A 24322-nucleotide genomic window follows, 5' to 3' on the forward strand; every position below is an offset into this window, starting at 1 on the left:
GGCGGCTGAAACCCAGGCTGTGATGGCAATCTAGCAATCCGCCGTAACCCACCATTTAAGGTGTGTCGGTCCACTACTGAACCTACAATGTACTGGATTCGATCTTGATATCAAATCAGCCGATCGCGAACCCCACACCCAGTAATAAACAACTCCAAATGAATCAATTTTAATCACAATAAAACTGTTTGGTCAGTTTCTTTAGAGTTATATTTTGGGCGATAAAATTATGGGGTATCAAAACATATACCCAAGGTTTATCACCATATTTTTGCATATATTCTGAGGCGTGTTTACACCACTTGACTGCTGCTTGCTTTTTGACGATCACTTCAGGAGCATTTATTTGGCTCTTCATCTTGCACTCAAGCATATAAATAATGTCCTCAGTTTCAGCGACAAAATCAGGTTGATATTCTAGATGTTCACCATTCAAAGAGTAATAAATTTGAAACTGTCCCTTTGCCGGTTTGAACCACTTTATAGCCTCCCGATCTAAAATAATAGATAAGATTCTCTCCGAGTCGGATTGAAACTTCTGCACTGGGTATAAACATCGAGAGAACCCACCAAATAGATATTTAGCCATGTTGCTTTTATCATCTGGTGACTGTTGATAATTCCGGGGTGGATCGTTCTCTTGAACACTATAGGCGCTGGACTTTAATGTGGTAAATCCTCGACTCACGATTACTTCATAATCATTTTCTGGTTTTTCCCAAAAATTATCCATCATTTGAGCATGGACAAAGCTGGCTATTTCTCCCCCATAGACTTGCAATACCTTTCCGGTATCCTCTTCAGAAAGATAAGTGCGGAAATGACTCACAACTTGTTCTGCCAGATCATAGAGAAAATCGGCGTGTTCATCATAATAAATATCGTCAAAATCAATCAATCCGTTTACCACATAATTTTCCAATTTTTTTTCTCCAATATCTACCTGTCCCAATTCAACAGTTTCATACTGATTGGTCTTCAAATGCTGAATCCAAAGCTCTCGTGATGGTGCAGAATATTTCAAACTGTCGAGTTGGAGCGTAAATGCTCTAAATCCCGATCGCACTTCTCCTTTGGGGACAACCAGAATTCGAGGAATATTAATGGTTTTCTGAACAACCATCTCTAAGGTTTGGGTGACAATCGAGTTGACATTTGGTGGTTCAAGAATGCCCTCTAATTCGAGTTGCTCTGGCTGATATTCACTGGCTACAGCTTCTTTGACCTTCTTTTGTACTTCTGGTGAAAGTAGATAGCTATTCGTTGGTACAACCGCAGGCTGACTCTCCAGTTTGCGAATTGCCTGATAAGTCATTTGGGCGATTTTTTGTTCTTCGGGGGACTCAAAAATGGGTTCTATATTTTCAGTTTCTAAATGGGTGATTGAGGAAGATTGGGAGGGTTGAAATCCCAGTTGAGTTTCTAACTGGGATTGTGACACTAGGGTAACAGTCTTCTGCTGTAAGGTTTCAGAAGGAAGAATAACTTGTTGTAAGCGAATCGGTGATTCCGGACGCTGGGCTTCATCAATAATCTCCTGAAACTTGTCGTGGGCAATAATATTGAGGCGATCGACGGCAGTGACACCCGTTCGTTTACCGTAGGGTAATCGCAGTCCTCGCCCAATTGACTGCTCAATTAAAATTCGAGCATTAGCGGCTCTTAGGGGTACAATGGTGTAGAGGTTGGTGACATCCCAGCCTTCTTTTAACATATTGACGTGAACGACAATTTCTGTGGGTTCGTCTCTGTGTTCGACCTTGAGGAGACGCTCTACCATTTCATCTTCTTTAGCACCTTTTTTGCTGGAGTCAACTTGGATAATTTTATCTTTGTAACGTCCCTCAAAAAATGATTCGGATTGGATTAAGTTGAGCAGTTGTGTTGCGTGGGTTGTGTCACGGGCAATAACCAATAGAAATGGCTTGACAATTGGATTGCCAGTTTCTCGGGCATAGGTTTCTAACTCAGCTTTAATGTTCTCATGCAGGCGGATGCCATCTTCTAACTTGAGATGTTCGATTGCTTCCGCCGACATTCCGACTGGGTTAAAATCCTTGCGGGTTACTACCGCTGGTTCTTTAACAAAGCCATCCTCGATAGCCCGTCCAAGCGGATAATCATAGACGACATTTTGGAATTGTACTGCTCCTTTGCTCGTTTCTACAAATGGGGTCGCCGTGAGTTCCAAACCCAACAAAGGTTTCAATTCATTAATGGCTCTGACTCCGGCTGAAGCTCGATATCGGTGTGATTCATCCATCAGGATAACCAAGTCTTTTAATTCTGCCAAAAAGTTAAAATAGCTATCTCCAATATATTCCGACAGTCGCTTGATTCGGGGACTTTTCCCGCCGCGAACTTCGGAGTTTATTTTCGAGATATTGAAGATGTTAATCTTGCATGGAATCAACGGATCTAATAATGTTCGCGCTTTCATTTCATAGTTATCACCGGTAATAATTTTCGGTGTGTTTGTGGCAAACTCCGAAATTCCTTTAAAGACATATTTGGGAGTATTGGGCGTGAAATCGGTAATTAATTTATTGTAAATGGTCAAGTTGGGCGCGAGGACAAAAAAGTTTTTGATGTCATGTGCCGAGTACAGATATGTAATGAAAGCGCCCATGAGTCGTGTTTTACCCACGCCTGTCGCCAGGGCAAAGCACAGAGATGGAAAGTCTCGTTCAAAAGCTGTGACGGTGGGAAACTCCTCCCGAATGGCTGCGAGTCCTGCTTCCCAGTCGGTATCTTTTTTGGGAGGAAGAATTTCACACACCCGATCAAGAATTTCCAATGATTCTCTCTGGGGAAAACGTAAACTTAAACGACTGGCGATCGCATTAACATGGCGATTCATTTAACAATCCTCCGCATTCAAAGAGTGTGAGTTGCTGGGGTTGAGATGGAGCTTGGGGAAGGTTTTCAATTTTCAGGCTATAATCATCATGCCCCCACTCACAACGATTTAGGATTTGCTTGGGAATTTTCTTGACGGTGAGGTTAAGAAATTCCTCTACTTTCGCCCGAAATGCAGTACATAAAACCAGCAGTGTTCGTTCTGTCCCCACTTCTTCAGAAAGTTGCTGCAACTGGTCATGATTCAAATTCTGAGTCGTGACATAAATGAAATCTCGCTCGGTGGAGTAACCCTGTTGCCAGTAGAAAGTATCCGATGGTGCATAGGTGAAGCCTTCGAGTTTACAGAGGGCTTCTGCCAACATCTCGGCATTATATGTTTTGTTGATCACCCAATTTCCCCACTTGTCTTTTTCCAGTAGGGACGGAGCAAGGCGATAGTAGCGAAATCCGCCTCCGCCTTTCCAGCCAACTGCCTCAGTAATGCCCCCTTGATCTTCACCATCAATAACCTTTTTGAGCCGGGGTATAATGTGGGTATGGCAATGTTCGCCCAACTCCACCATAATCCAACGACGCCCCATTTTATGAGCAACCGCACCTGTTGTACCGGAGCCTGCGAAGGAATCTAGAACCAGTTCATTGTCCTCCGTACAAATCTCTAAAATACGCTGAATAAGGTCTTCTGGCTTTGGTGTATCAAAGACAGCATCTTTCCCAAAAAGGTTTTTTTGATGAGCCTTAGTTTGTCTGGTAGTATTGAGGTCATTCCAAATGGTTGGGTGAGGACGATAAGGTGTTTCTGGCGCAAATTCACGGGTGTAAGGCACCCATCGTTTGATGCCATTTTTTTCCCGTTTTTTCCAAATCAACTTCCCTTTTAATATTAAATCTTCAACCCCTTTTTTTCCTATTGCCCAGCAAGCTTCTCGTCCATCATCGTGAATTGGAAAAATCTCAGTTCCGTCAGGCGCAATGATTGGAAAAAACATTGAAGGACGATCTTTACGCAAGCTGTTCTTTCCATTCTTTTTGAGTAACCGATCGCGATAAGGTCGCTCAGATTCAGAGTCTGGATTTCGATATGCTTTCAGGATAGAATCATCGTACCGTTGTTGAAAAAATCTGCTAACTTCCGGTGTTTTTGTGAAACATAAGACATACTCATGATCTGGAGTAATAGGGACTTTATTATCATTGGGACTATCTACTTTCTTCCATATAAATGAAGTCACAAAATTGTCTCTTCCAAAGATTTCATCACACAAAACTTTTAGATAGTGAGCCTCGTTATCATCAATTGTAATCCAGAGCGACCCATCATCTGATAGCAAATGTCGAATAATTTCCAGACGATCGCGCATCATCGATAGCCAAATCGAATGCTCTAAGCCATCGTCATAATGCTCGAATGCACTTCCCGTATTATATGGCGGGTCGATAAATACACATTTAATTTTACCGGCAAACTCTGCCTCCAGCGCTTTCAGAGCCAGTAAATTGTCACCAAAAATCAATCGGTTGTCAAAAATATCGTTTTCAGTTACCCGATGGGTGGCTGAATAGGATTTTTCTGGATCTTCCAACAGAATGCGTGGCTCCAGTTTGGGGCGATTTTCTTTACCAATCCAAGTGAGTTCTAGTTTTTGTTTTTTATTCTGATTCATGGTCTACCAATAAAGCGTTCAATATAATGAGTATACGTTGACTTAACTTGTGGCAGCTTATGGAGTATCTCGATCTGCCAGTCTTTGCATCACGGCTCGCGCCAAAGGTTCAACATCTGTTAAATTCCTAAAAATAGCAAGATATCCTTTTTGGCGATCGCATTGAGACTCGGCAACAGTATAGATGAGTTCAGCCAATTCCAGTCCGATGCGTGATAATTCAATTTTGTCATCTTCAGAAAGTACCAGCTCGGTTTTTTTGATCAACCTTTGATGCCTTCGAGCCAAAATGTGAAGGATAAAATACTTTCCATGTCGATAAAAATTCTTCCGACGCCTTTCTGTTTCTGCCGCCTCTGAATCTGTAAAAATTTGCTCCAGGTATTGAAATATTTGGACGGAACGGCAGAGTTCAATTCCTGATAAACGATCCGAGAAAAGTTCCTCTTTGAATAAAGGGTAGAGTTGTCCACTCTCCTTTTTTGCGGTAACAATAATTTGAGTTTTGCCTTTAAAACAGGCGAGAGCAATAATGGCTTGTTCGATTGTGATTACATCTGACAAACTGCGATCTATAGATGGTCGATACTGATAGATAATTCCCGATACTGCCAGTTCTTGTCGCAATCGTTCTTGCGTTTCTTCCAATGCTGCAAAATAGATGTCCTTGACTGCATTTTGTGTATTTCTTGCCTGGGTGATTTTTTTGGCAAGAGTATCTTGTTCTTTACCAATTTCAATAATTGTAATGAGCAGTTTTGCATCAGGTGATACTGAACTTGTATTGTTACAAGCGGTTGCAATTGAACCGACGGTTTGCGCTCCATTGACAATTGAAAATCCTTCTAATGTAAATTTTCCGCTGTCATTGTTTGCATTGGGTGGAAGAGTGATGTTAGAACACACTGCTGTCAGTCCATTATTCAGGTACAGCAATTCTTCGGGTTGATTTTGCACCGTAGCTGTAATTGCCGAATTTACCCCTTCTGCACCCAGATAATAGCGAATGTTTCTTTCAAAAAGTTTTCTGCCATATTGTTGATAGAGTAAAGCGAGTTGATCGGCTGAAACTAAGCCATAAAATGCTTTTCGGGGTCGATCTACACCGTACCACTTCTCTAACGTTAACGTGACGGAAAAAGAAGTGATTGCTTGTTCTTCCGTCAAAAATCTATGAACGGCTGAAATATCAAGATCTTGCCAATCAAATCGTGAGGAAAATTGGTTGAGTTCAGTTTTTAGCTGTTTGAGATCTCGAATGACATGGCTTCCTAAATGACCGACAAGATACACATTACATCCGACAACGATTAACCCAGTGGTTCCCAAGGCTTCTTCAATATCGGATTGTAAACGGCTCAAACGATCGCTGAACTTATCAAAGCGTGAATTGACCAAATCGCGGATGCCGTCGCAGAACTTTTTATTCTCTCCCATATTTGGGGCTCTGCTGCCCGCTTTTGCCTGTACGACCCAAAGTCGATTTTGGCTTCGGTCAAAGAAAATTGCATCAATGCCATTATCATTTTCACCATTCACGATGGCATTCGCTGCTTGAGCCGGAGTAACATCTGCCAGCTTTTCGATCGCAAATGCAGCTAGAGAACGGCTCAAACGGTTTGTTTCATGCTGTTCTGGTGTCCAGTTCTGCAAAAGTTGAGGGATTAAGGGGAAATAACGCTGTTTCAGTACATCAATGACTTGAGCCTTTTGGGCATCTACATTGGATATAGACATTTTAACTCATTTACAAGTAACGGTGGGCTTTCGATACTGATCGTGCGGGGATGATGCCCGAAAGACCGATCGCCCCCAACTTAAATCAGCCGATCGCGAACCCCACACCCAACAGCAAACAACTCCAAAAGTGTAGAGAAACGGCGATAAACTTGCAGTTATTGACGCGATCGGGTTTGTCGTGATGTTCCCCGACGTGGCGGCAGAGTTGGACCGCCGCCGGCAATCCCGCCACACTCAACAGCGTCCACAGGGGGAAAATACCCAACACAGCCGCGATCGCCACCCCCAGAAAAATACTACCACAAGCCCAGGGCAAAATTTGCGCCCCCCGGCGGGTTCCCATGCGGACGATGGGCGATCGCTTTCCGGCGGCAATATCATCATCAACTTGGTGAAAATGGGAACAAAATAATATCAACGTCGTCGCAATTCCCACCACTATAGAAGCCGCCAAATTCAACACAGACCCACTCTGGGTTTGGCTGTAATAAACCGCCGACATCCCCACCGGACCAAAGGCGAAAAAGCAGAGAAACTCCCCCAAGCCGTGGTAGCCGAGGCGGAAGGGAGGACCCTGGTAAAGATATCCCAAAAAGCAGCAGGCCAAAATTAATCCCAATACGGTCAAATCCCCCTGCCACCAACAAATCAAACCGATTTCAAAAATTCCCACCGCCAAACACAAGTTGCCGATCGCAAAAATTAAGGATTTATTCCCCGTCAAATTGACCAGAGAATGGTGCTTGTTTTTATCAATTCCAGTTTCGGAATCGAAGACATCGTTGAGGAGATTTTCCCAGGCCAAAATCAAGATCGCCGCCGTCATGAAGGCGGTAAAAATGCCCCAGTGAATGACGCCGGTTTCAAACCAAGCGATCGCGGTTCCCACCCAAATCGGCATGATCGCCACGCTGTACATGGGGGGTTTGATGGCGGCTAACCAAAGTTTTGAATTGGAATCGGCAATCTGTTTTGTGGTCATCGGTTTTTCAATCAGGTTAGATATAACAGGGAATGGAGGAAGGCCGGACGGCTTCCACGGTGAGTTGGAAATTGTCCGAGGGGACAATGGTAATTCCCCGTCGCACGGGTCGCACCGGGCCGTTGTTGGCGAGGGAAAATCGGCAGCGGGAGAGGACTGCAGCCAAGACAATTTTCATCTCGAACAGGGACAAAGCCATGCCGACGCAGATGCGACTTCCCCCGCCGAAGGGAAAGTATTCGTAGGGGGAAAAGCGGCGTTCCAGAAATCGTTCGGGCCGGAATCGTTCCGGTTCGGGGTAGGTCTGCGATCGCCGGTGGGCCAGGTGGATGCAGGGGACGAGGACGGTTCCCGGATCGAAGCGATCGCCCCGGATCGTCACGGGCTCCCGCACCAGGCGGGGTTGGGAGATCAGGGCGATGGGGTGGATGCGGAGGGCCTCCCGGCAGACGGCGGTCAAATAGGGCAGTTGAGTGAGATCGGCGGGATCGGGGGCCGTTCCGAAATCGGCCAATTCCGCCGTCAGTTTGTCCCGGATTTCCGGGTGGCGGTGAATCCAGTAAAATACCCAGTCGAGGGCGGATGCGGTGGTGTCGTTGCCCAGCAATAATAGGGTGATGATTTGATCCCGGAGTTCTCCGTCCGTCATGGGTTCGCCCCGTTCGTCCCGGGCCGAAATCAATAGGGAGAGGATATCGTCGCCGCCGGGTGCGTCGCGGCGATCGCGGATCGCCGTGTCAATCAGATCGTCGATCTGCCGTCGCCGGCGGCAAAACTTTCCCCAGGGACTCCAGGCGCCCCAATCCCGCTGTAAGGGGGGCCAGAAAAATTGTACCGAGTTGAGGGGGGAGTTGACCCATTCCAAATAGGGTTGGATGGTCTGCCGCAGTCGGTTGTAGAGGGGACCGGGTTCGAGGCCCAACACGACCCGCAGGATGGTTTGCAGGGAGATGTCGGCGGTGTCGTTTCGGATCGAGAAGGTGTCGCCCACCCGCCAGCGGTCCGTCACCGAGGATGCGATCGCGGCGATTTTCTCGGCGTAGCGGGGGAGTTGCCGGCCGTGGAGGGGTGGCATCAACACCTGTCGCAGGCGTCGGTGTTCGGGTCCGTCTTTGGCGATCAGGGATTGCGATCCGGTCAGGGGCTCGAAGACATGGGTGATCCGGCCCAACTCGAAGGTGTCGGCGTCGGCGGTAAAAATCGCCTCGATCGCCTCGGGGTGGCCGAAAAAGACCGCCGGGGGGGAATGGGTGCCCAAAGCCCGCAGGGTAAAGGGATCGCCGTATTTGCGGGCGCAGGCTTGCAAATAGTTGGGGGGATCGGCGACCAACTGCAGGATTTGCAGCGGGGACATCACTTTCGGGCCATCGGGCAATTTCATGAATCTTTCCGGACAGGGCGCACCGCTCGACATCAGATCCGACTCCGCGCGATCGGGGCGGAAATCGGATTTCATCATAATACCACCGCCCCATCCCCTCCCGACCCGATGGAATCGCGCCGATTTGTTAAGGTTTATTACCGCCGTCAACCGGGCAATTTTTATCCGGACTCAAGGGGGGTCGGAAGTTCGATGTCGGGCAATTTTCCGCCTTTTTCCCAAATGGTATTACTATAGTAAGATCGACCCCATCTGTGGCCAACCGTTTTCACTCGTTCCCGCAATCTGTTATCTTTTATTCTATGCTGGTTCTACCTCCTCCCGAATTGCTCTGGCAAGACCGCCGGGAACTGCATCGCTTTCTGTTTGAGTGTCAGCAGAACTGCCGTCCCGATCGCCCCCCGAAAATTGTCAGTATCGCTCGGGACATCGATCCGGTCGATCCTTTGGCATTCCTGGAGACATTTTGGGAAGCGGACCGGCTCAATTTTTACTTGGAAAAACCGCAGTCGGGGGAAGCGGTGGTCGCCATCGATGCGGCCGTGCAATTGACCCTAGAGAAGGGAGAACGGTTCGGGCGATCGCGCCATTTCATCGAATCTTGTTTCCGGCAGATGATCCTCGCCGGACCCCACCGGGATTCCTTCGTGCCGGCGTTTTGCTGTAGTTTCACGTTTTTCGAGGATAATTCTGCGGCAAATTCGGAACATTATTATTTGAGAAATCCGGGTCATTTAAAAGGTCGGCATTCGGCTCCGGTCTTCCCGTCCGCCACCCTCTTCCTGCCCCAAATTCTCCTGTATTCCGAGGGCGATCGCCGGATTTTATTGTTCAATACCTTATTAGATTGGCAGTCCGATATCGACGAAATTACGGAGCGGACTTGGCCAAAAATCCGGCAAATTGACGAAATCCAAAATCGCCGTTGGGAGCGAAATCGTCCCGCCCCCCACCCGTCGAAGTCGATCTGGATCGAACCCCAAACCGAGCCCTTTCGGCAGTCCGTGCGGTCGGTTCTGGAGTCGATCGCGGCCGGAGAATTGAGCAAAGTGGTGCTCTCCCAAGCCTTCGACATCTGTTCCTCGCGCCCCTTCGATTTAATCAACTCCCTGGACAATTTGCGATCGCTCTACCCCGACTGCTACATCTTCTCCACCGGCAACGGCCGCGGCCAGAACTTCATCGGCGCGAGTCCCGAACGGCTAATCGCGGTCCGCGGCGGCGAACTGATCACCGACGCCCTGGCCGGTTCCGCCCCCCGGGGCCAGAGTGCCGCCGAAGACGCCGACATCGCCCACCGCCTGCTCTCGAGCGACAAAGATCGGCGGGAACATCAGGCCGTCGTCGATTTTATCGTCGAACGCCTGATTCACCTGGGCCTGACGCCGGAGCGATCGCCCCAACCCAGGCTGATGCGGCTCTCCAACATCCAGCACCTGTGGACGCCCATCACCGCCCCCATTTCCTCCGACATCCACCTGCTGGAAATTCTCGCCGAACTCCACCCCACCCCCGCCGCCGCCGGCACTCCCCGGGACGTCGCCCAAACCCAAATTCGACGCTACGAAACCTTCGATCGCTCCCTGTACGCGGCCCCCCTCGGTTGGGTGGACTACCACGGCAACGGGGAATTGATCGTCGGCATTCGCTCCGCCCTCATCGACGGCGATCGGGCCCGACTCTTCGCCGGTGCCGGCATCGTGGCCGGTTCCGAACCCGACCGGGAACTGGCCGAAATCCGACTCAAGTTGCAGGCATTATTGAGGGCCCTGGTTTAGGCCCGTCCTCAAGAACAGCGGCCGCTCAACGAAAGCCGTTGCTCCCGGACCACCTCCGCATACAACCGCTCCATCGCCGTGATATTCTCGTCCAAGGTGTAGCGCTGCAAGACCCGTTCCCGCGCCTTCTGTCCCAGCAGGGTCGCGAATTCCGGGTGGTCGCGAAATAGCGGCAGCAGAGTTTCCAACTGGGTGGTGACGCCCTGGGTTTTCAAAACGATCCCCGCCCCGCCTTCCAACACTTCCCCGTCCGCGCCGGCGTCCGTGGCGATGCAGGCGACGCCGCAGGCCATCGCCTCCAATAGAGACAGCGACAACCCTTCCACCAAAGAGGGCAAAATCAACACGTCAGCCCCCCGCAAAATTTCGATCCGCTTGTCCTCGTCCCCGATAAACCCCAACCAAACGATCCCGTCTTCGGGTCCGTAAAACCCCTGGAGGGTGGGAGCCAGGGGGCCGTCCCCCACGATCAACAACCGGCAGTCCCGGCCCATCCTCGCTTTTTTCCAACCTTTGAGCATGGCTTCGACGTTCTTTTCCGTGGCGATGCGCCCCTGGTAGACGAAAATGCGATCGGCGCCGAGTTTCGCCTTCAGCCGGCTGCGCCCCGGGGAATACTTCTGCACGTCCACGCCGTTGGGGATAACGGCGACGCGGCCGGCCGCGACGCCCAGGCGGACGAGCAAATCCTTTTGAATTTGAGAAAAGACGATGACGCGGTCGTAATTCGCCAGAAACGGGGCGTAGATCTGATACATCAGATGTTGGGTGCCCGAGGTCAGGTTGCGGAGTTTGCGATCGAAGGGGGGGTGAAACGTCGCCACCAGGGGCAAATTCAACTCCTCGCAAATCTCGGGGAGGACGAAATCCAGGGGGGAGAGGGTGAGGGAGGCGTGGACTAGATCGGGCCGCAGGGCCCGCAGGGCTTGCATCAACACCTTGCTGGACTTGAGGGTGGGGATCGTGTAAATCTGGGACTTGTAGAGGCAGGGCAGGGGTACCTCCTGGGTCATGGAAGTCGCGATCGCGGGGTCGGCTTTAAATGGCAGATCCGAAGCTGCCATCTGGGAACTCCCCGGGCCGGCAATTTTCCATCGCCCGTTCTCCAGGTGCCAGTTGTCGCGACGTTCGGGGTGGGAGGCTTCCTGGGCAAAGTGGAGGAAACTGACCGGATATCCCCGGTCGAGCAACATATTCGTGACTTCCCTGGAGTAGGTGACGTTCCCGCAAAATGGTGATTTTTTTCCGAGCCAAGCGATATGCATTCAGGTAGATAATAGGGATTGATCGGTGGTATGGAGTCAGAATCGGGAGTCGGGAATCGGGGAATTTAGAATGAGTTGTCAATGGTCAATTGTCAATTGTCAATTCTCAATTTTCCTCACACCCGAATTCTGGGATGACTGTACCACGGATATCCACAAAATCGCAGGGTCGCTCGGGACGAATCCCTCGTCAGTCGTGCATTTTGCCTCAAAACTTGCCCAGTCCTCCCCAAACCATACCAGACAGGATACCCCAGAACGAACCGATCCCGGCGGAAACGATCGCCGCCCCCAACACCAGGGGGGTGGCATCTGCGGCGGAACCGCCGTGGAGGAATTGGGGGAATACTGTCGCCCCGACCGCCCCCAGGGCCGCCCCGGTGATCGCGCCGAGGAAATTGCCCCACACCCCGCCCACGAAGGCTCCCCGCCGCCCCGCCAGTCGCATAGCGGTGGGCAGGGGCGGCGCCCCCCCGATGCCCCCGAAGGTGGCGCCGGAGAGTATCCCGGCCAGAGTTCCCACCCCGGCGGCGACGACGGCGGCGACGAACACCCGGGAGGTCAGTTCCGTCGTCGGGGGGGTTCCCAGTCGCAGTTCCCCCCACAACACTGCGACCGCCCCCAAACCGCCGCCGATCGCGGTTCCCAAGAACGCCCCCCAAATTCCCCCCAGCAGCGCCCCGTAGCGGCCCCGCACCCGGCCGACGGGGAGGGAGAGGGGGGGTTTGAAGGAATTCCAGATCGCCCCCCACACTGCCCCCATCAGCGCCCCCCACAGGATCGCCTGGCCGATGAGGGCGTTCCGTTCTAGGAGGCCGAAAATCACCCCGGCGATGGCGGCGGCGACGAAGGCGCCGCAGAACCCCCCGACGATGAGGGCCAGGCCGTTGTGCAGGCTCCGGGTGGGGGGGAGGAACAGGCCGGCGGTGGCGCCGAAGAAACAGCCCCAAATGCTGCCCACCATCATGGCGCCGACGATGCCCCCGGTTTTCCCGTACACGGCGAAAATGACGGCGATGATCGCGGACCCGCAGGTGGCCCCCCACAGGCCGCCGACGAGGGCCCCCTCGGCGAGGTGCCCGACCGCCCGCCAGGTTCGGGAGGAGCGCAGGATGGCGGGGGGTCCGGGCCGCCTGACGGCGGGTTTCGGCGCGGGGGTCCGCGTCAGGCTCCGCACCACTGGCGGGGGTGTCGGGACGGGTCGCCGGGGGGGCTTGCGCCGCCGTCTGGCGGTCAGGGGTTGCAGGTGTCGGCCCGACCGCACGGCCTCCCGGGAGGGGAAGGGGTCGCGCCCCCCCAGTTGGCGGGTGCGATCGCACCAGGGGCAGGATTTGAGGTGGTTGCCGTAGCGGTGTTGGGGGTGGCGATCGCAGGCCACCAGGTCGGCTTCGGCCTGCCGCAGGGCCTTCATCCACGTCCGCGCCTCCGGACGGGATTGGGGGGAACCGTGGCCGGACTCGAAGCAGCGGATAAATAATTCTTGCAACTGGGGGTGGAGGATCTCGAAGCCGGGGGCCAGCGGCATGGGTTTGTAGGGGACCGGCCGCCGTCCGTAGACGAAATGGCCGGCTTTGATGCGGGCTTCGATGGGCGGGGGGTCGCCGCCCCCCTTGTAGACGCCGGAAAAGGGGTGGGTGCCTTCCATGAGCAGTTGGAATAGCAGCACCGCCAAACCGAAGCGATCGTGTTCGGGGGTGCGATCGAGCTCTCGGAACGCCTGACTTTGCAGTTCCGGGGGGGTGAATTCGGCCTTGCCCACCGGGCAGCGGAAGGTGAACCCTGTCTCCGGGTCGCGGACCTGGAAGGAGTCGGTATCCACCAAGGTGACGATGGCGGTGTCGCTGACGAGGATGTTGGATTCGTTGACGTCCCCGACGACGTAGCCCCCGGCGTGGAGGTCCGTGAAGGCGGCGGCGAGGTTGCGGGCGCTGCGGTGCAGGTAGAGGTAGTTGAACAGGGGTTTCTGTTCCCGCCTGGTTTTGGGGGTGTAGAAGATGTGGACGGGGGCGGCTTTCATCACCCGCGGCATCAGGTAGCCGACGATTTTTTGGCGGGCGTCGGTGGTCCGCAACAGGTCCACGGGCCAGGCGATCGCCACGATCCCCGGGGCGACGGTGCGGTTGGCCGGGGGGGAGTTGTACATCAGGGTGAGTTTGTCGGCGTCTTCGTCGCTGGGGTCGTGATAAATTTTGGCGACGAGGGTGGGATCGTCCAAAACCATATAGATGCGGCCCTCGCCACCGCTGCCGACGGGGTTCTTGGTGTCGAGGGTGATAGTTTTTCCGGTGAACTGGCGCTGCAACCGCATGGGGTTCGGGAATTTGGGGTTCGGGCAGATATCCTTCTCAAGGATAGCGCTTCGGCTTTCTATTTCTGTTTTTGAGATTGCCAAATTTTCCGGCTTCAGGTTAGTCCCAATGGAGTTCCCACCCCAACAATTCCTCTAGTTTTTGATTGTGGGGGTGGAAGAAATCTCGCATTTGCGAATAGATTGAACCGCTGCGGTCGGCTGTATAATTTCCGGGATTGTGGCGACGAAATTCGTCGAGTTGATGGGCCGGAAGTTCCAGGAATTCCAAGACGCGATCGTAGGTGGTTTGTGGATTTTCGTAGAGATCTTCGCTGCGGAGGATTAGCAGTTGTTCTCTGGGGAAGACGGACAGCCAATTTTGCAGGAACTGGAAATACAGCCCCCGCCACAGGAATTTCTGGGAGTCCCAGACCGCCGGAGACGCTTCGTGGGAAAGATTGGCGGGGTCGGACAGCAGTTCCAACTCGGAGGCGATCGCCGCTTCAAAGGACCGCTTTTCCCACTTGAACCTCAGCCAATGGTGATAGTGAGAAAGGGCGCGATCGACGGGGTTTCTCAACAATATAATTATCTTCGTTTTCGGCAAAAGTTCCGAGATTCGGCCGGGAACTTCGGCGGTTTCCAAATAGTGGGGAGTCGCTTCCCCGGTCAGGAAGTTTGCCCCGGGGGATAGGTGGGGAAAATGGGCGAGATACCAATCCAACCCCCGAAAAAATAGGACGCTCCAAAAGTAAACTTCTTTTTTGATACATCCCAAAACTTGCGGATGTTTTTCCAAGTAAGCCTGCAGGGATGTCGTCCCACCTTTTTGAGTTCCGATGATCAAAAATTGGGGGGGCATCGGATGTTCTTCATCCCAGTATTTGCGGGCTATTTCTGGATCGGATTTGACCAGCTTTTTGAGACTCGCAGTTCGATAGGAAGCGATCGCCTCCCGAACCTCTCCTTTTCGGCTCAATATTTCTCCTAGATTTAAGTCCACTGAAAACGTCTCGGGAAACTGGCGGACTTGGCGGCGATAAAATTCCAGCACCACGTCGAGTTTGTCCTGCTGGGCGAGGAGATTCCACAGGTTCCAATAAGACCAAAAAAAATCCGGTTTGATTTCCACGGCTTTGAGATAAATTTCGGCGGCTTCGGAGGGCTTTCCCTGCTGGAGCAGCAGTTGGGCGAGTTGCAAATGGGCGTCGAAATTTTTGGGGTCGATATCCGAGATTTTTTGATAGCATTCGATCGCCAAATCCCACCGCCGGCAATGGATCGCCGCTTCCGCGATATTGTTGTAGATAAAAACTGGATATTCGGACGGTTCGGGATGATGTTTCAGGAATTGCTGATAGCAGGAAACGACCGCCTCCCATCTCTTGATTTTTTTGAGAACTTCTCCGAGCTTGATGGGGGGCCAGTACGCGCCGGGATTGAGGGAAATTCCCCGTTCGTAAAGGGCGATCGCCTCTTCCAAATTGCCCGCGTTTGATTGCAAATCTGCCAGTTTAACATGGAGCCAGTCCGAATCCGGTTTCAGTTTCAGAGCCTCCCGATAAGCCGCGATCGCATCTTCGAGCCTTCCCGCTTCGACGAAAGCGTCGCCCAAACGACTGTGGAAATAAAATTGATTGGGAGCGAGTTTTATGGCGTTTTGATAGGCCGCGATCGCCGGTTCAAACTGACCGGATTTCGCCAATGCTTCTCCCCGGTGATGGGACAGTTCCGGCACGTCTGGATACAGCTCTACCGCCTTTGAAAATAGCGCGATCGCAGCCTTTATTTCCCCCCATTTTTGAAAGTCATTTCCCAAATCTATATAATCTTTAACGCCGAAATATTTCGGCTCAACAAAAATGGATTTTAACCAATAAGCCACCGCCTGATCGTGCCGGCCGATGCGGGTCAAAACTTTTGCCAAATTCCGATAAGCACCCCCGAAGTCGGGCTGCAGACGAATCGCCGTTTCGTAGGTCGCGATCGCACTTTCCCAGTCCTGTTGTTGGGCGAAGAGACTCCCCAAATTCGCGTAAACTTCGGCGAAGTCGGGTCGGATTTCAATCGCTTTCAGATAGCTATTTTTGGCCTCCGCAAATTGACCTTGTAGCTGTTGGATGATGCCGAGGGTTTTGTGGGCGGGGGCGAAGTCCTGCCGGTGGTTCAACGCCGTTTGGCAAGCCGCGATCGCCTCCGGATAACGCCGCTGGTAAAGGTAAAAATTAGCCTGCTGGTGGGATTGAATCGCCGCAATTTCTGACGGGTCGGAAGATGACATTTTTGATACTATTGACGAATCTGTAAAAGTTAAAATATCCGTTTTATACCCCGACTTTACCACGGATAAATAATTCTGTCAACTCCAATCTCAATCCCAATTGAATTCCAAATTTAAAAATTCTTGTAATCTGCGATTGTGGGGTCGAAAGTAATCCCGAAGTTGAGCATAAATATCCGTTTCAGTTGGGGCATAATGTCCCCGGTTGTGGCAGGAATATTCCGCGAGTTGATAGGGGGGAAGTTCCAAAAAATCCAAGACCTTCGCAAATGTGTCCCGGGGACTTTGATAAAACTCTTCGCTGGGCAGGATCAGAAATTGCGATCGCGGAAAAACGGACATCCAATTTTGCAGAAAATAGAGGTACAGTCCCCGCTGGATATATCGCGGAGATGGGGATGTCGCAATCTCTTGTTTCGTCCCCTTTTGAAGCAGATTTAACTCGGATGTCATCGCCTCTTCCAAGGTTCGGGACTCCTGCATGAGGCGGACCCAATGATGATATTGAGAAATCGACCGGTGAATCGGATTCCGCAGCAAAACGATCAATTTGACTTGGGGAAATGCCCGAAATAAGCGGTGGGGAACCTCCGGGATTTCCAGGTAATTGGGGGTGGCTTCCCCCGTCCGGATGTCCGCCTCCGGGGAGAGGTGGGGGAAGTGGGACAAATACCAGTCCAAACCTCGCCGAAAGTGAAGGTTCCAAAAATGGGTTTCTTTCTTGATGCAGCCGACAATTTGGGGGTGCTTTTCCAAATACCGATAGAGGGAAGTTGTTCCCCCCTTTTGAGTACCAATAATGATAAAATCCGGCGGTATAGGGCGGGTTTCATCCCAATATTTTCTGACAATTTCTGGATGCGATCGCGACATATTTTTGTAACTTGAATTTCGCAACGCAGCCATCGCCTCCGGCATCTTTCCGTCCCGGCTGAGAGCCTCCCCCAAATTCAATTCGATTTGCTCAGAATCGGGCGAGCTGTGGACTGCTGCTTCCAAAATCGCGATCGCTTTTTTCAATTTTTGATGGCGGGCGAGGATCTCCCACAGGTTCCAGTATGACCAAGAAAAATCCGGTTTGATTTCAATGGCTTTTAGATAGGCATCTACTCCTCGTTCAGGTTGCCCCATTTTAAATAAAATAGAACCCCAATCCCGATGGGTTTCAAAACAATTCGGGTCGGCCATCAACTGCCGATGATAAACATCGACAAGTCGCCCCCATTCTCCCCGCTCCATCAATGTTTTTTCCAGACAGCGATAGGTGGTTTTTGAAGTCGGATTGGCGACGATCGCGTTTTCATAGCAGGCGATCGCCGGCTCGGACTGTCCCCGGGCGTTGAAGACTTCTCCCAAATTGTGGTGGGCTTGAAATGAGGTGGGATCGAGGGCGATCGCATTTTCATAGCAGGCGATCGCCCGGTCGTATTTCTGCTGTTTGAAAAACTGATTTCCCAACCGAATATAATCCGTCACATTTCCCGATTTCGGTTCCAGTTGCAAAGCTCGATATTGGCATTCGATCGCCCGCTCCGGTCGTTCGAGTTCGCTCCAAACTTTCGCCAAATTCCGGTAAACACCCGCCAATTTGGGATTGATTTCCAAAGCCCTTTGATAAGCCGCGATCGCCGCTTCCCAGCGACCCTGTTTCGCGTACAAACTCCCCAAATTCCCGTGGGCTTCGGCAAATTCTGGTTGCAGTTCGACCGCTTTTTGATACCATTTTTTCGCCGCCCGAAAGTTTCCCCGAAACTGAAAAGCAACCCCCAAGGTTTTGCAGGGAACCGCCCAATCCGGCCGCAGTTCTAACACTTTTTGACAAGCCGCGATCGCCCCGTCCCAATCGCGATCGTTGAGTTTCAAAATGGCCTGTTGATGGAGTTGTAGGGCTAGAAGTTCCGGAGTTTGAGAAGACATGAGTAATCTTTTCCTCAATTATAATCCTGTTCGGGGCCTTCAACTTCTGACAGCAGCATCTCAATTTCCCCGTCCGGCAAACCGTCTCCCGTTTTGACAAAAAATAACTGATACCCTTCGTTGACAATATCGACCCCATCCCGAACCCGCTCTAAAAAGGCGTCGATTCCCCGTTTTGCCTCTTGTTCGCGATCGCCTTTTTCTGCCACATTATAATCGTCAAAAATCGCCATCCCCCCCACTTTCAGCAACCGCCAGGATAGCAGGGCATCCCGAAACGCCACCGTCGCCAAATGACAGCCGTCGATGTAGATCAAATCGTAGTGGCGAGGGGGAAGAGAACTGAGGACATTTTGGGAGTAGCCCACGATTTTGATGACGCGATCGCCCGCCCCCGTTTTGGCGATATTTTCCGCAAATTCGGGCTGAAAATAGGGGTCGATACAGGTGATTTTTGAGGTCGGGTGGGTGAGGACGCGATCGAGCAACCAACAGGTTGACATCCCCTGAAAACTGCCCACTTCCAAAGCTTTAAAATTGGGAAGTCCGACCCGGGATTTTAAGTGTTTTTCCCAGGGGGGAATATTGCTGCCAAACCAATCTCGGGTGAACCGATAACCTCGGGTTTCGCTTTCCTGCCATCCCCGCAATTTCAGGGCGATTTTATGACAATGTGCGGCCTCGTCAAATCGGTTCTGGTCGCACAAAAAATTCCCCAATTCCGTGGGAGGTTGGGGGCGGTCTGGAGCCGCCGCGATCGCCTTTTTGAGGGACGCAATTTTATCTTCAAATTCCCGATGCCGGCGGCAGACATTTTCCCATTTTTTGAGAATTTCCGGATCGTCGGGTCGAATTTCTCGGGCGAGGTCGTGAAACGCGATCGCCCCTTCAAACTGATGGTTTTTCGCCAACAGTTCTCCCCATTTTAAATAGGGTTCTGGATCGCTAGTATTTAAACCCAAGTTTTGCCAATTTTCATCGGGTTGATACCAGACCATTTTGGACAGCCACAGACTCGCGATCGCCGCATCTCCTTGGCTGTGTTCCCGCATCGCGTGACCCAACTTTCGAGACAAACTATTGTTGACTCCCGGCCGATTTTCGGGAATCTGCCGCAACGCTTGTAGGTAAATCGGAACCGCTTCCGCAAATTGTCCGGTTCCACTCAAAGCATCTGCCAAATTTTCATAGGACCAGTAGGAATCGGGGTTCAGAATCACCGCCCGCAAACACACTTCCAAGGCTTCTTTGAAGTGGCCGACTTCGATCAAAGCCCGCCCCAGCGGTTGGTGGGACCAAGGGGTATCGGGATTGATTTTTATCGCTTTTTGATAGGCCCCGATCGCTTTTTCCAATTCCTGCAACCGAAACCAAGCGTTGCCCAATTTGTGATGGGCGAGTTCGTTGTTGGGGTTCAGTTGAATCCCCCGTTCGTAAGCCGCGATCGCTTCATCCCACTTGCCCTGCTGGGCCAACATATTCCCCAAATCTAAATAAATAAAATCGGAATTTGGACTCAGTTTGATACAGTGTTGATAAGCCGTTTCTGCCTCCCCCCACCGTTCCCAACCCGCCAGGGCATTTCCCAACAAATAATGGGCTTTGCCTGCCTCGGGCTGTCGGGCGATCGCCTCCCGACAATAGGAAATTGCCTCCGGATATTTTTTAAATAAAATTAACAGTTGAGCCAGATTTCGATAAACCCCCGCCAAATCCGGGTTGAACTGCAAAGCCATCTGATAAGTCGTCAGGGCATCTTCCCACATTCTTTGTTCGGCATACCAGCTTCCCAAATTGCCGTAAACTTCCGCAAAGTCTGCCTTTATTTCTAACGCTTTCAGATGCCAAATCAGGGCTTCCTGAAAGTCGCCCCGTTTTTGGTAGGCGACTCCCAAGGTTTTGCAGGCTTCGGCAAAATTGGGCCGGAGTTGTAACGCCTGCTGACAAGCCGCGATCGCCTCCTCCAGTTTTCCGGCTTCGAGGTGGGCGATCGCGTTTTCGTGGAGATGGACGGCTGAGGTGTCGGTGTCGTTTCTGGGAACCATAGAAGTGTCGCTGATAAATCGGGAAAGTCGGGACGAACTACACCTCAACTCAAGCATAATTTCGGGAACATTTCGCTCAAATTGTCAGTCCTTTGTTAAAATATAAATCAAATACATCAGCGCCCCAAACACCAAAGGGACTCCGACCAGCAACCCGGCAAACACCTTGGAAATGGAACTGGCAAGAATCACCAAAGCAGTCCAGGGGACGACCGAGACAATGACCACGATCGCAATTTTCAGGGGAGTCCACTTGATGCTCCGTTTCAGGGTTTGAAAGTTTTTGCCTTCCAAGCCGGGTAATTTGGGGGGTGGGGTAGCCATATCGAACTCCTTAGCGAGGGGGAGCGAGAGGGGGTTATCGGAACAATTAAAACATCGGATTTACCCAAAAAACACAATCAGATATTTTGCGGGGTTCGGGAATGCATCCGATGGGGCATGATAATTAGGATAGCAAATGTTTGAGAGGGGATGTGTTTATGGTGGCAAGCCAGCCCAGAGTCAGTGTAATTATTCCGGCTTACAACGCCGATCGCTACATTTGCATGGCGATCGACAGCGTTTTGAGCCAGAGTTACCTGGATTATGAAATTATTGTAGTCGATGACGGCTCCACCGACGGCACCCGCAACATTTTGCAACGCTACGGCGATCGCATCCGCCCCCTCCACCAACAAAATGGCGGCATGGCGGCGGCCCGAAATCGGGGCATATCAGAGGCCCGGGGGGAACTGATCGCCCTGCTGGATCACGATGATATTTTCTTGGACGGCAAATTGCAAGCCCAGGTTTCCCGCTTCGACTCCCACCCCGACGCCGGACTCGTCAACAGCGGTTGGCAGATTATCGACGCGGACGGGACGGTGCGATCGCCCATCGAACCCTGGCACGACATCCCCCATTTAACCCTGGAAACCTGGCTGACGCGCACACCCATCCTCCCCAGTGCCATGATGTTCCGGCGGCAGTGGTGGGAACGGGCGGGCGGCTTCGACTCCCGATTCGACGGCGCCGACGATGTGGATTTCGTGCTGCGACTCGCCGGGATGGGATGCGAGGCGATCTGGCTGCCCCAAGTCACCGTCGGCTACCGGCAACACGATCGCGCCATGTCCATCGCCGATCCCAGCAAACAGCTCGAAGCCTTCGATGCCGTCCTGGAAACCTTTTTCAGCCGACCGGATCTCGACTCCGACCTGCGGCAATTGGAACACCGCACCCGTTACGAAGCGTTGACCTGGATGGCTTGGCGATTTTATCATACCGGCCATCCGGAAAAAATGGCGGATTTTCTGCGGCGATCGCTCTCCCACACCCCCTACACCCGCCCCATCACTATTTCCGACTGGGTACACCGCTTCATGGGCTACTCCGCCGCCTATGGCGAACCGATGAATACTCAAAGTTTCCGACAGCAACCCCAATGGCAAAACCTCCTCGGTGAAACCCTCCCCAAAACCACGCCCAGAGTCAGCGTCATCATCCCCGCCTACAACTGCGATCGCTACATCGAATTGTGCGTCAGAAGTGCCTTAGAACAGACCTACACCGACTATGAAGTTATTCTAATTGATGACGGTTCCACCGACGACACCCGCCCGGTTCTCGAACCCTATTTGGATGTCATTTGTTATCGATATCAAGACAATCAGGGAGCCGCAAAAGCCAGAAATAACGGCTGTCGGTTGGCGCGGGGAGAATTTCTCGCCTTTTTGGATGGAGACGATTATTTCCTCCCCGAAAAACTCGCCGAACAGGTCGCCCATTTTGATAATCACCCCGAAATCGATTTGATTCAGAGTGGCTGGGTTGTCGTTAATCAAAACGGAGAAACTCAGGCGATCGTGGAACCCTGGAAAAATGCCCCCGAATTGGATTTGGAAACCTGGATTCTGCACAAATGCGTCCGCCCCAGCGCCCTGATAATGCGGCGGGAATGGTGGAAAAAAGCAGGCGGTTTCGACCACCGCCATCCCCCCACCGAAGACCTCGATTTCGTGCTGCGATTGTCCCTGATGGGATGCCACACCGTCTGGCTGCAAAAACTGCACGCCTGCTACCGCCAACACGATCGCAATTTGATGTCCGGGGGGGAACGGGTGATCCGCAATACCGAAGCGGTGATGGACGAGTTTTTTAACCGCCCGGAACTGCCCGAAAACATTCGCAAACTCCGGCGAAAGGAACAATACCAACGCTGGGTGTGGCTGGGGTGGCGGATGTACCGGGACGGCTACCCGCAACTGATGCTGGAATGCTTGGAAAAATCCCTGGAATATACCCAATTTCCGACGACGGAAACCCTCGTCCATTGGATGGATGCCTTGAAAAATATCTCCCGAGAGTACGGGGAGACATTAAATGTCGGCGATCTGATACAATCTCCGGAGTGGCAACAAATTTTATCCTTATTTATGGGGGGTAAATCTCAGAAAAAAATGGCTTCAAAACCCGTTTTAACCGCTTCTAGCAAACATATTATTTTGATCAATACCGACGATCCCGGCATCGGCGGACTGGCCCAATACGACCATTTGATCCTGTGCGAATTGGCGAAAATGGGCTACCAGGTGACGGCGGTGCGCCCGGAACACGAGAGCCCGCTGGTGGGCCGGGAAAAGGATTTGGGGGTGCGGCAATTTTGGTTAAATTATAGCACCAGTTCCGACCTGGCGCGGATTCTCAGAAATCGGGGGGATGCCGAAGAATTGTATTCCAAACTTGAGCCGGATTTTATCATCTTCAGCGACGGCTGGCCCTTCTCCCATTTTGCGGCGAAACAGGAGGCGATCGCCCAAAAAATTCCCTACGCGATCGCCCTGGGTTTGGCAATGCCGGAACACGCCAAATTTTCGATGGGGGACGGGGTTCCCTACGCCGAAGGAGTGCGGTATCAATACGGTCTGGCGCGGGCGGTGAACGTGGCAGCCCGGGAACATTTGGACATCCTGCACAGACAGTTTAAACTGCCGGAAAATAAAGGCAATGTCGTCTACTACGGGCGATCGCAACAATACTTCGATCCCCCCAATTTGGCAGTGCGAAAACGGCTGCGGCAAGAAGTTGGAATTCCCGAGGATGGGGTGATGTGTTTGACCACGGCGAGACTGGCGCCCATCAAGGGCCACCGCCACCAAATTGAGGCGATCGCGCAGTTGAAAAACTCCCCCATTTGGTCGAAATTATATGTGGTTTGGGCGGGCACCGGAAAGGGGAGCGATCGCGACGTCGAACCGGAATTGCGGGAATTGGCCCGAAAATTGGGTGTCGCCGAAAAGCTGATTTTTCTCGGCCAGCGGTGGGACGTCCCCGACTGGTTGGACGCCTGCGATATCTTCGTGTTAACCTCCCTGGCAGAAGCGGCCCCCTCGTTTGCCGTCATGGAAGCGATGGCCAAGGGGTTGCCCATCGTCGCCTCCGCCGCGGGCGGCATCCCCGAGGGCTTGGGGGACACCGGACGGCTGCTACCCGATCCCAACGTCGATCCGGAAGGAACGGCACGAGAATTGGCGAAAACCATCGAAGAATGGGCGGTTGACCCCGAACTTCGCAAGGCGATCGGACGGAAAAGCAAGGAACGGGCCGAAGGGCTATTCCGGGAAGAACGGATGCTCAAAGAAACCGTAACCATCTTTCAGCGGGCGATAAATGACCCGGAAACCGACGAATTCGCCAGCCGTGGGGAGGTGATAACAGGAGTGCAAAATGTCTGCCAGAGGCTCCGCTACGCCTCGGAAATTTGGCAGGCTTGGCACGCCTACACCCACCAAGACACGGCGGGGATGGTCCGCCACCTGCAGGAGTCCCTGCAATATTCGCCCTTCCCCTTCGTGACGGAAACCGTTATAGACTGGGTAAATGATTTGATTCGTTTGTCTTCCCTAAAAGGCGATCGCATCGACGCGGCGACTTTGGCTCGATCTCCGGGGTGGCAGGAGGCGATCGCGCAAATTTTGGGAATTTGAACAATGGGGGTGTGGGGAAAGTGAAAAGTGAAAAGTTGAAAGTTTCCCCTTTCTTCTTATGCCAGAATAGAATACAGCACTTTGCGCGGTAATGAGACACAGATGGAAAAGATCCCCCCTAACCCCCCTTGGAAAGGGGGGAACCAGAA

At 52.2% G+C, this 24322-nt stretch carries 13 protein-coding genes; 2 read left to right on the forward strand and 11 right to left on the reverse strand.

Annotated features, from left to right (window positions below):
- Positions 1–169 precede the first annotated feature (169 nt).
- The 5 genes from LKE08_RS16355 to LKE08_RS16375 all read right to left on the reverse strand — a co-directional run bounded on the left by LKE08_RS16355 (position 170) and on the right by LKE08_RS16375 (position 8629).
- Entirely contained in the window at positions 170–2860 is a 2691-nt protein-coding gene (locus LKE08_RS16355) for a DEAD/DEAH box helicase family protein (protein WP_324705312.1), read from the reverse strand.
- Entirely contained in the window at positions 2844–4526 is a 1683-nt protein-coding gene (locus LKE08_RS16360) for a site-specific DNA-methyltransferase (RefSeq protein ID WP_324705313.1), read from the reverse strand. Before LKE08_RS16360 ends, LKE08_RS16355 begins: the two co-directional genes overlap by 17 nt.
- Before the next feature lie 57 nt (positions 4527–4583).
- Positions 4584–6263 carry an AIPR family protein gene (locus LKE08_RS16365; RefSeq protein WP_324705314.1) on the reverse strand — a complete coding sequence of 560 codons (1680 nt, stop codon included), beginning with the start codon at positions 6261–6263 and terminating at the stop codon, positions 4584–4586.
- An 85-nt stretch (positions 6264–6348) separates the two neighbouring features.
- Positions 6349–7248 carry a 2-carboxy-1,4-naphthoquinone phytyltransferase gene (menA, locus tag LKE08_RS16370; protein WP_324705315.1) on the reverse strand — a complete coding sequence of 300 codons (900 nt, stop codon included), beginning with the start codon at positions 7246–7248 and terminating at the stop codon, positions 6349–6351.
- 16 nt (positions 7249–7264) lie between these two features.
- Positions 7265–8629: a cytochrome P450 gene (locus tag LKE08_RS16375; RefSeq protein ID WP_324705324.1), complete on the reverse strand. Its 1365-nt coding sequence runs from the start codon at positions 8627–8629 to the stop codon at positions 7265–7267.
- 302 nt (positions 8630–8931) lie between these two features.
- On the opposite strand from LKE08_RS16375, the gene LKE08_RS16380 reads away from it, so the two are divergent.
- Positions 8932–10407, forward strand: coding sequence for an isochorismate synthase (locus tag LKE08_RS16380; RefSeq protein ID WP_324705316.1), 1476 nt, complete (start codon positions 8932–8934; stop codon positions 10405–10407).
- Between the two features lie 8 nt (positions 10408–10415).
- Here the strand turns inward: LKE08_RS16380 and LKE08_RS16385 are convergent, their stop codons facing one another.
- The 6 genes from LKE08_RS16385 to LKE08_RS16410 form a co-directional block, all read right to left on the reverse strand.
- Positions 10416–11672 carry a glycosyltransferase family 4 protein gene (locus LKE08_RS16385; protein WP_324705317.1) on the reverse strand — a complete coding sequence of 419 codons (1257 nt, stop codon included), beginning with the start codon at positions 11670–11672 and terminating at the stop codon, positions 10416–10418.
- Positions 11673–11880: 208 nt separating this feature from the next.
- Positions 11881–13980 carry a DNA-binding protein gene (locus LKE08_RS16390; protein WP_324705318.1) on the reverse strand — a complete coding sequence of 700 codons (2100 nt, stop codon included), beginning with the start codon at positions 13978–13980 and terminating at the stop codon, positions 11881–11883.
- Between the two features lie 100 nt (positions 13981–14080).
- Entirely contained in the window at positions 14081–16243 is a 2163-nt protein-coding gene (locus tag LKE08_RS16395) for a tetratricopeptide repeat protein (protein WP_324705319.1), read from the reverse strand.
- Positions 16244–16333: 90 nt separating this feature from the next.
- The gene (locus LKE08_RS16400; protein WP_324705320.1) at positions 16334–18160 is read right to left on the reverse strand and encodes a tetratricopeptide repeat protein; all 1827 of its coding nucleotides are present in this window, start codon (positions 18158–18160) and stop codon (positions 16334–16336) included.
- A gap of 14 nt (positions 18161–18174) precedes the next feature.
- Positions 18175–20205, reverse strand: a complete 2031-nt coding sequence (locus LKE08_RS16405) for a tetratricopeptide repeat protein (RefSeq protein WP_324705321.1) — start codon at positions 20203–20205, stop codon at positions 18175–18177.
- A gap of 84 nt (positions 20206–20289) precedes the next feature.
- A complete protein-coding gene (locus LKE08_RS16410) occupies positions 20290–20529 on the reverse strand; it encodes a hypothetical protein (protein ID WP_324705322.1) in 240 nt (79 codons plus the stop codon).
- A gap of 158 nt (positions 20530–20687) precedes the next feature.
- On the opposite strand from LKE08_RS16410, the gene LKE08_RS16415 reads away from it, so the two are divergent.
- The gene (locus LKE08_RS16415; RefSeq protein ID WP_324705323.1) at positions 20688–24173 is read left to right on the forward strand and encodes a glycosyltransferase; all 3486 of its coding nucleotides are present in this window, start codon (positions 20688–20690) and stop codon (positions 24171–24173) included.
- Positions 24174–24322: the final 149 nt, after the last annotated feature.

Origin of the sequence: Lyngbya sp. CCY1209, assembly GCF_035615495.1 — a bacterium.
GTDB lineage: Bacteria > Cyanobacteriota > Cyanobacteriia > Cyanobacteriales > Microcoleaceae > Limnospira.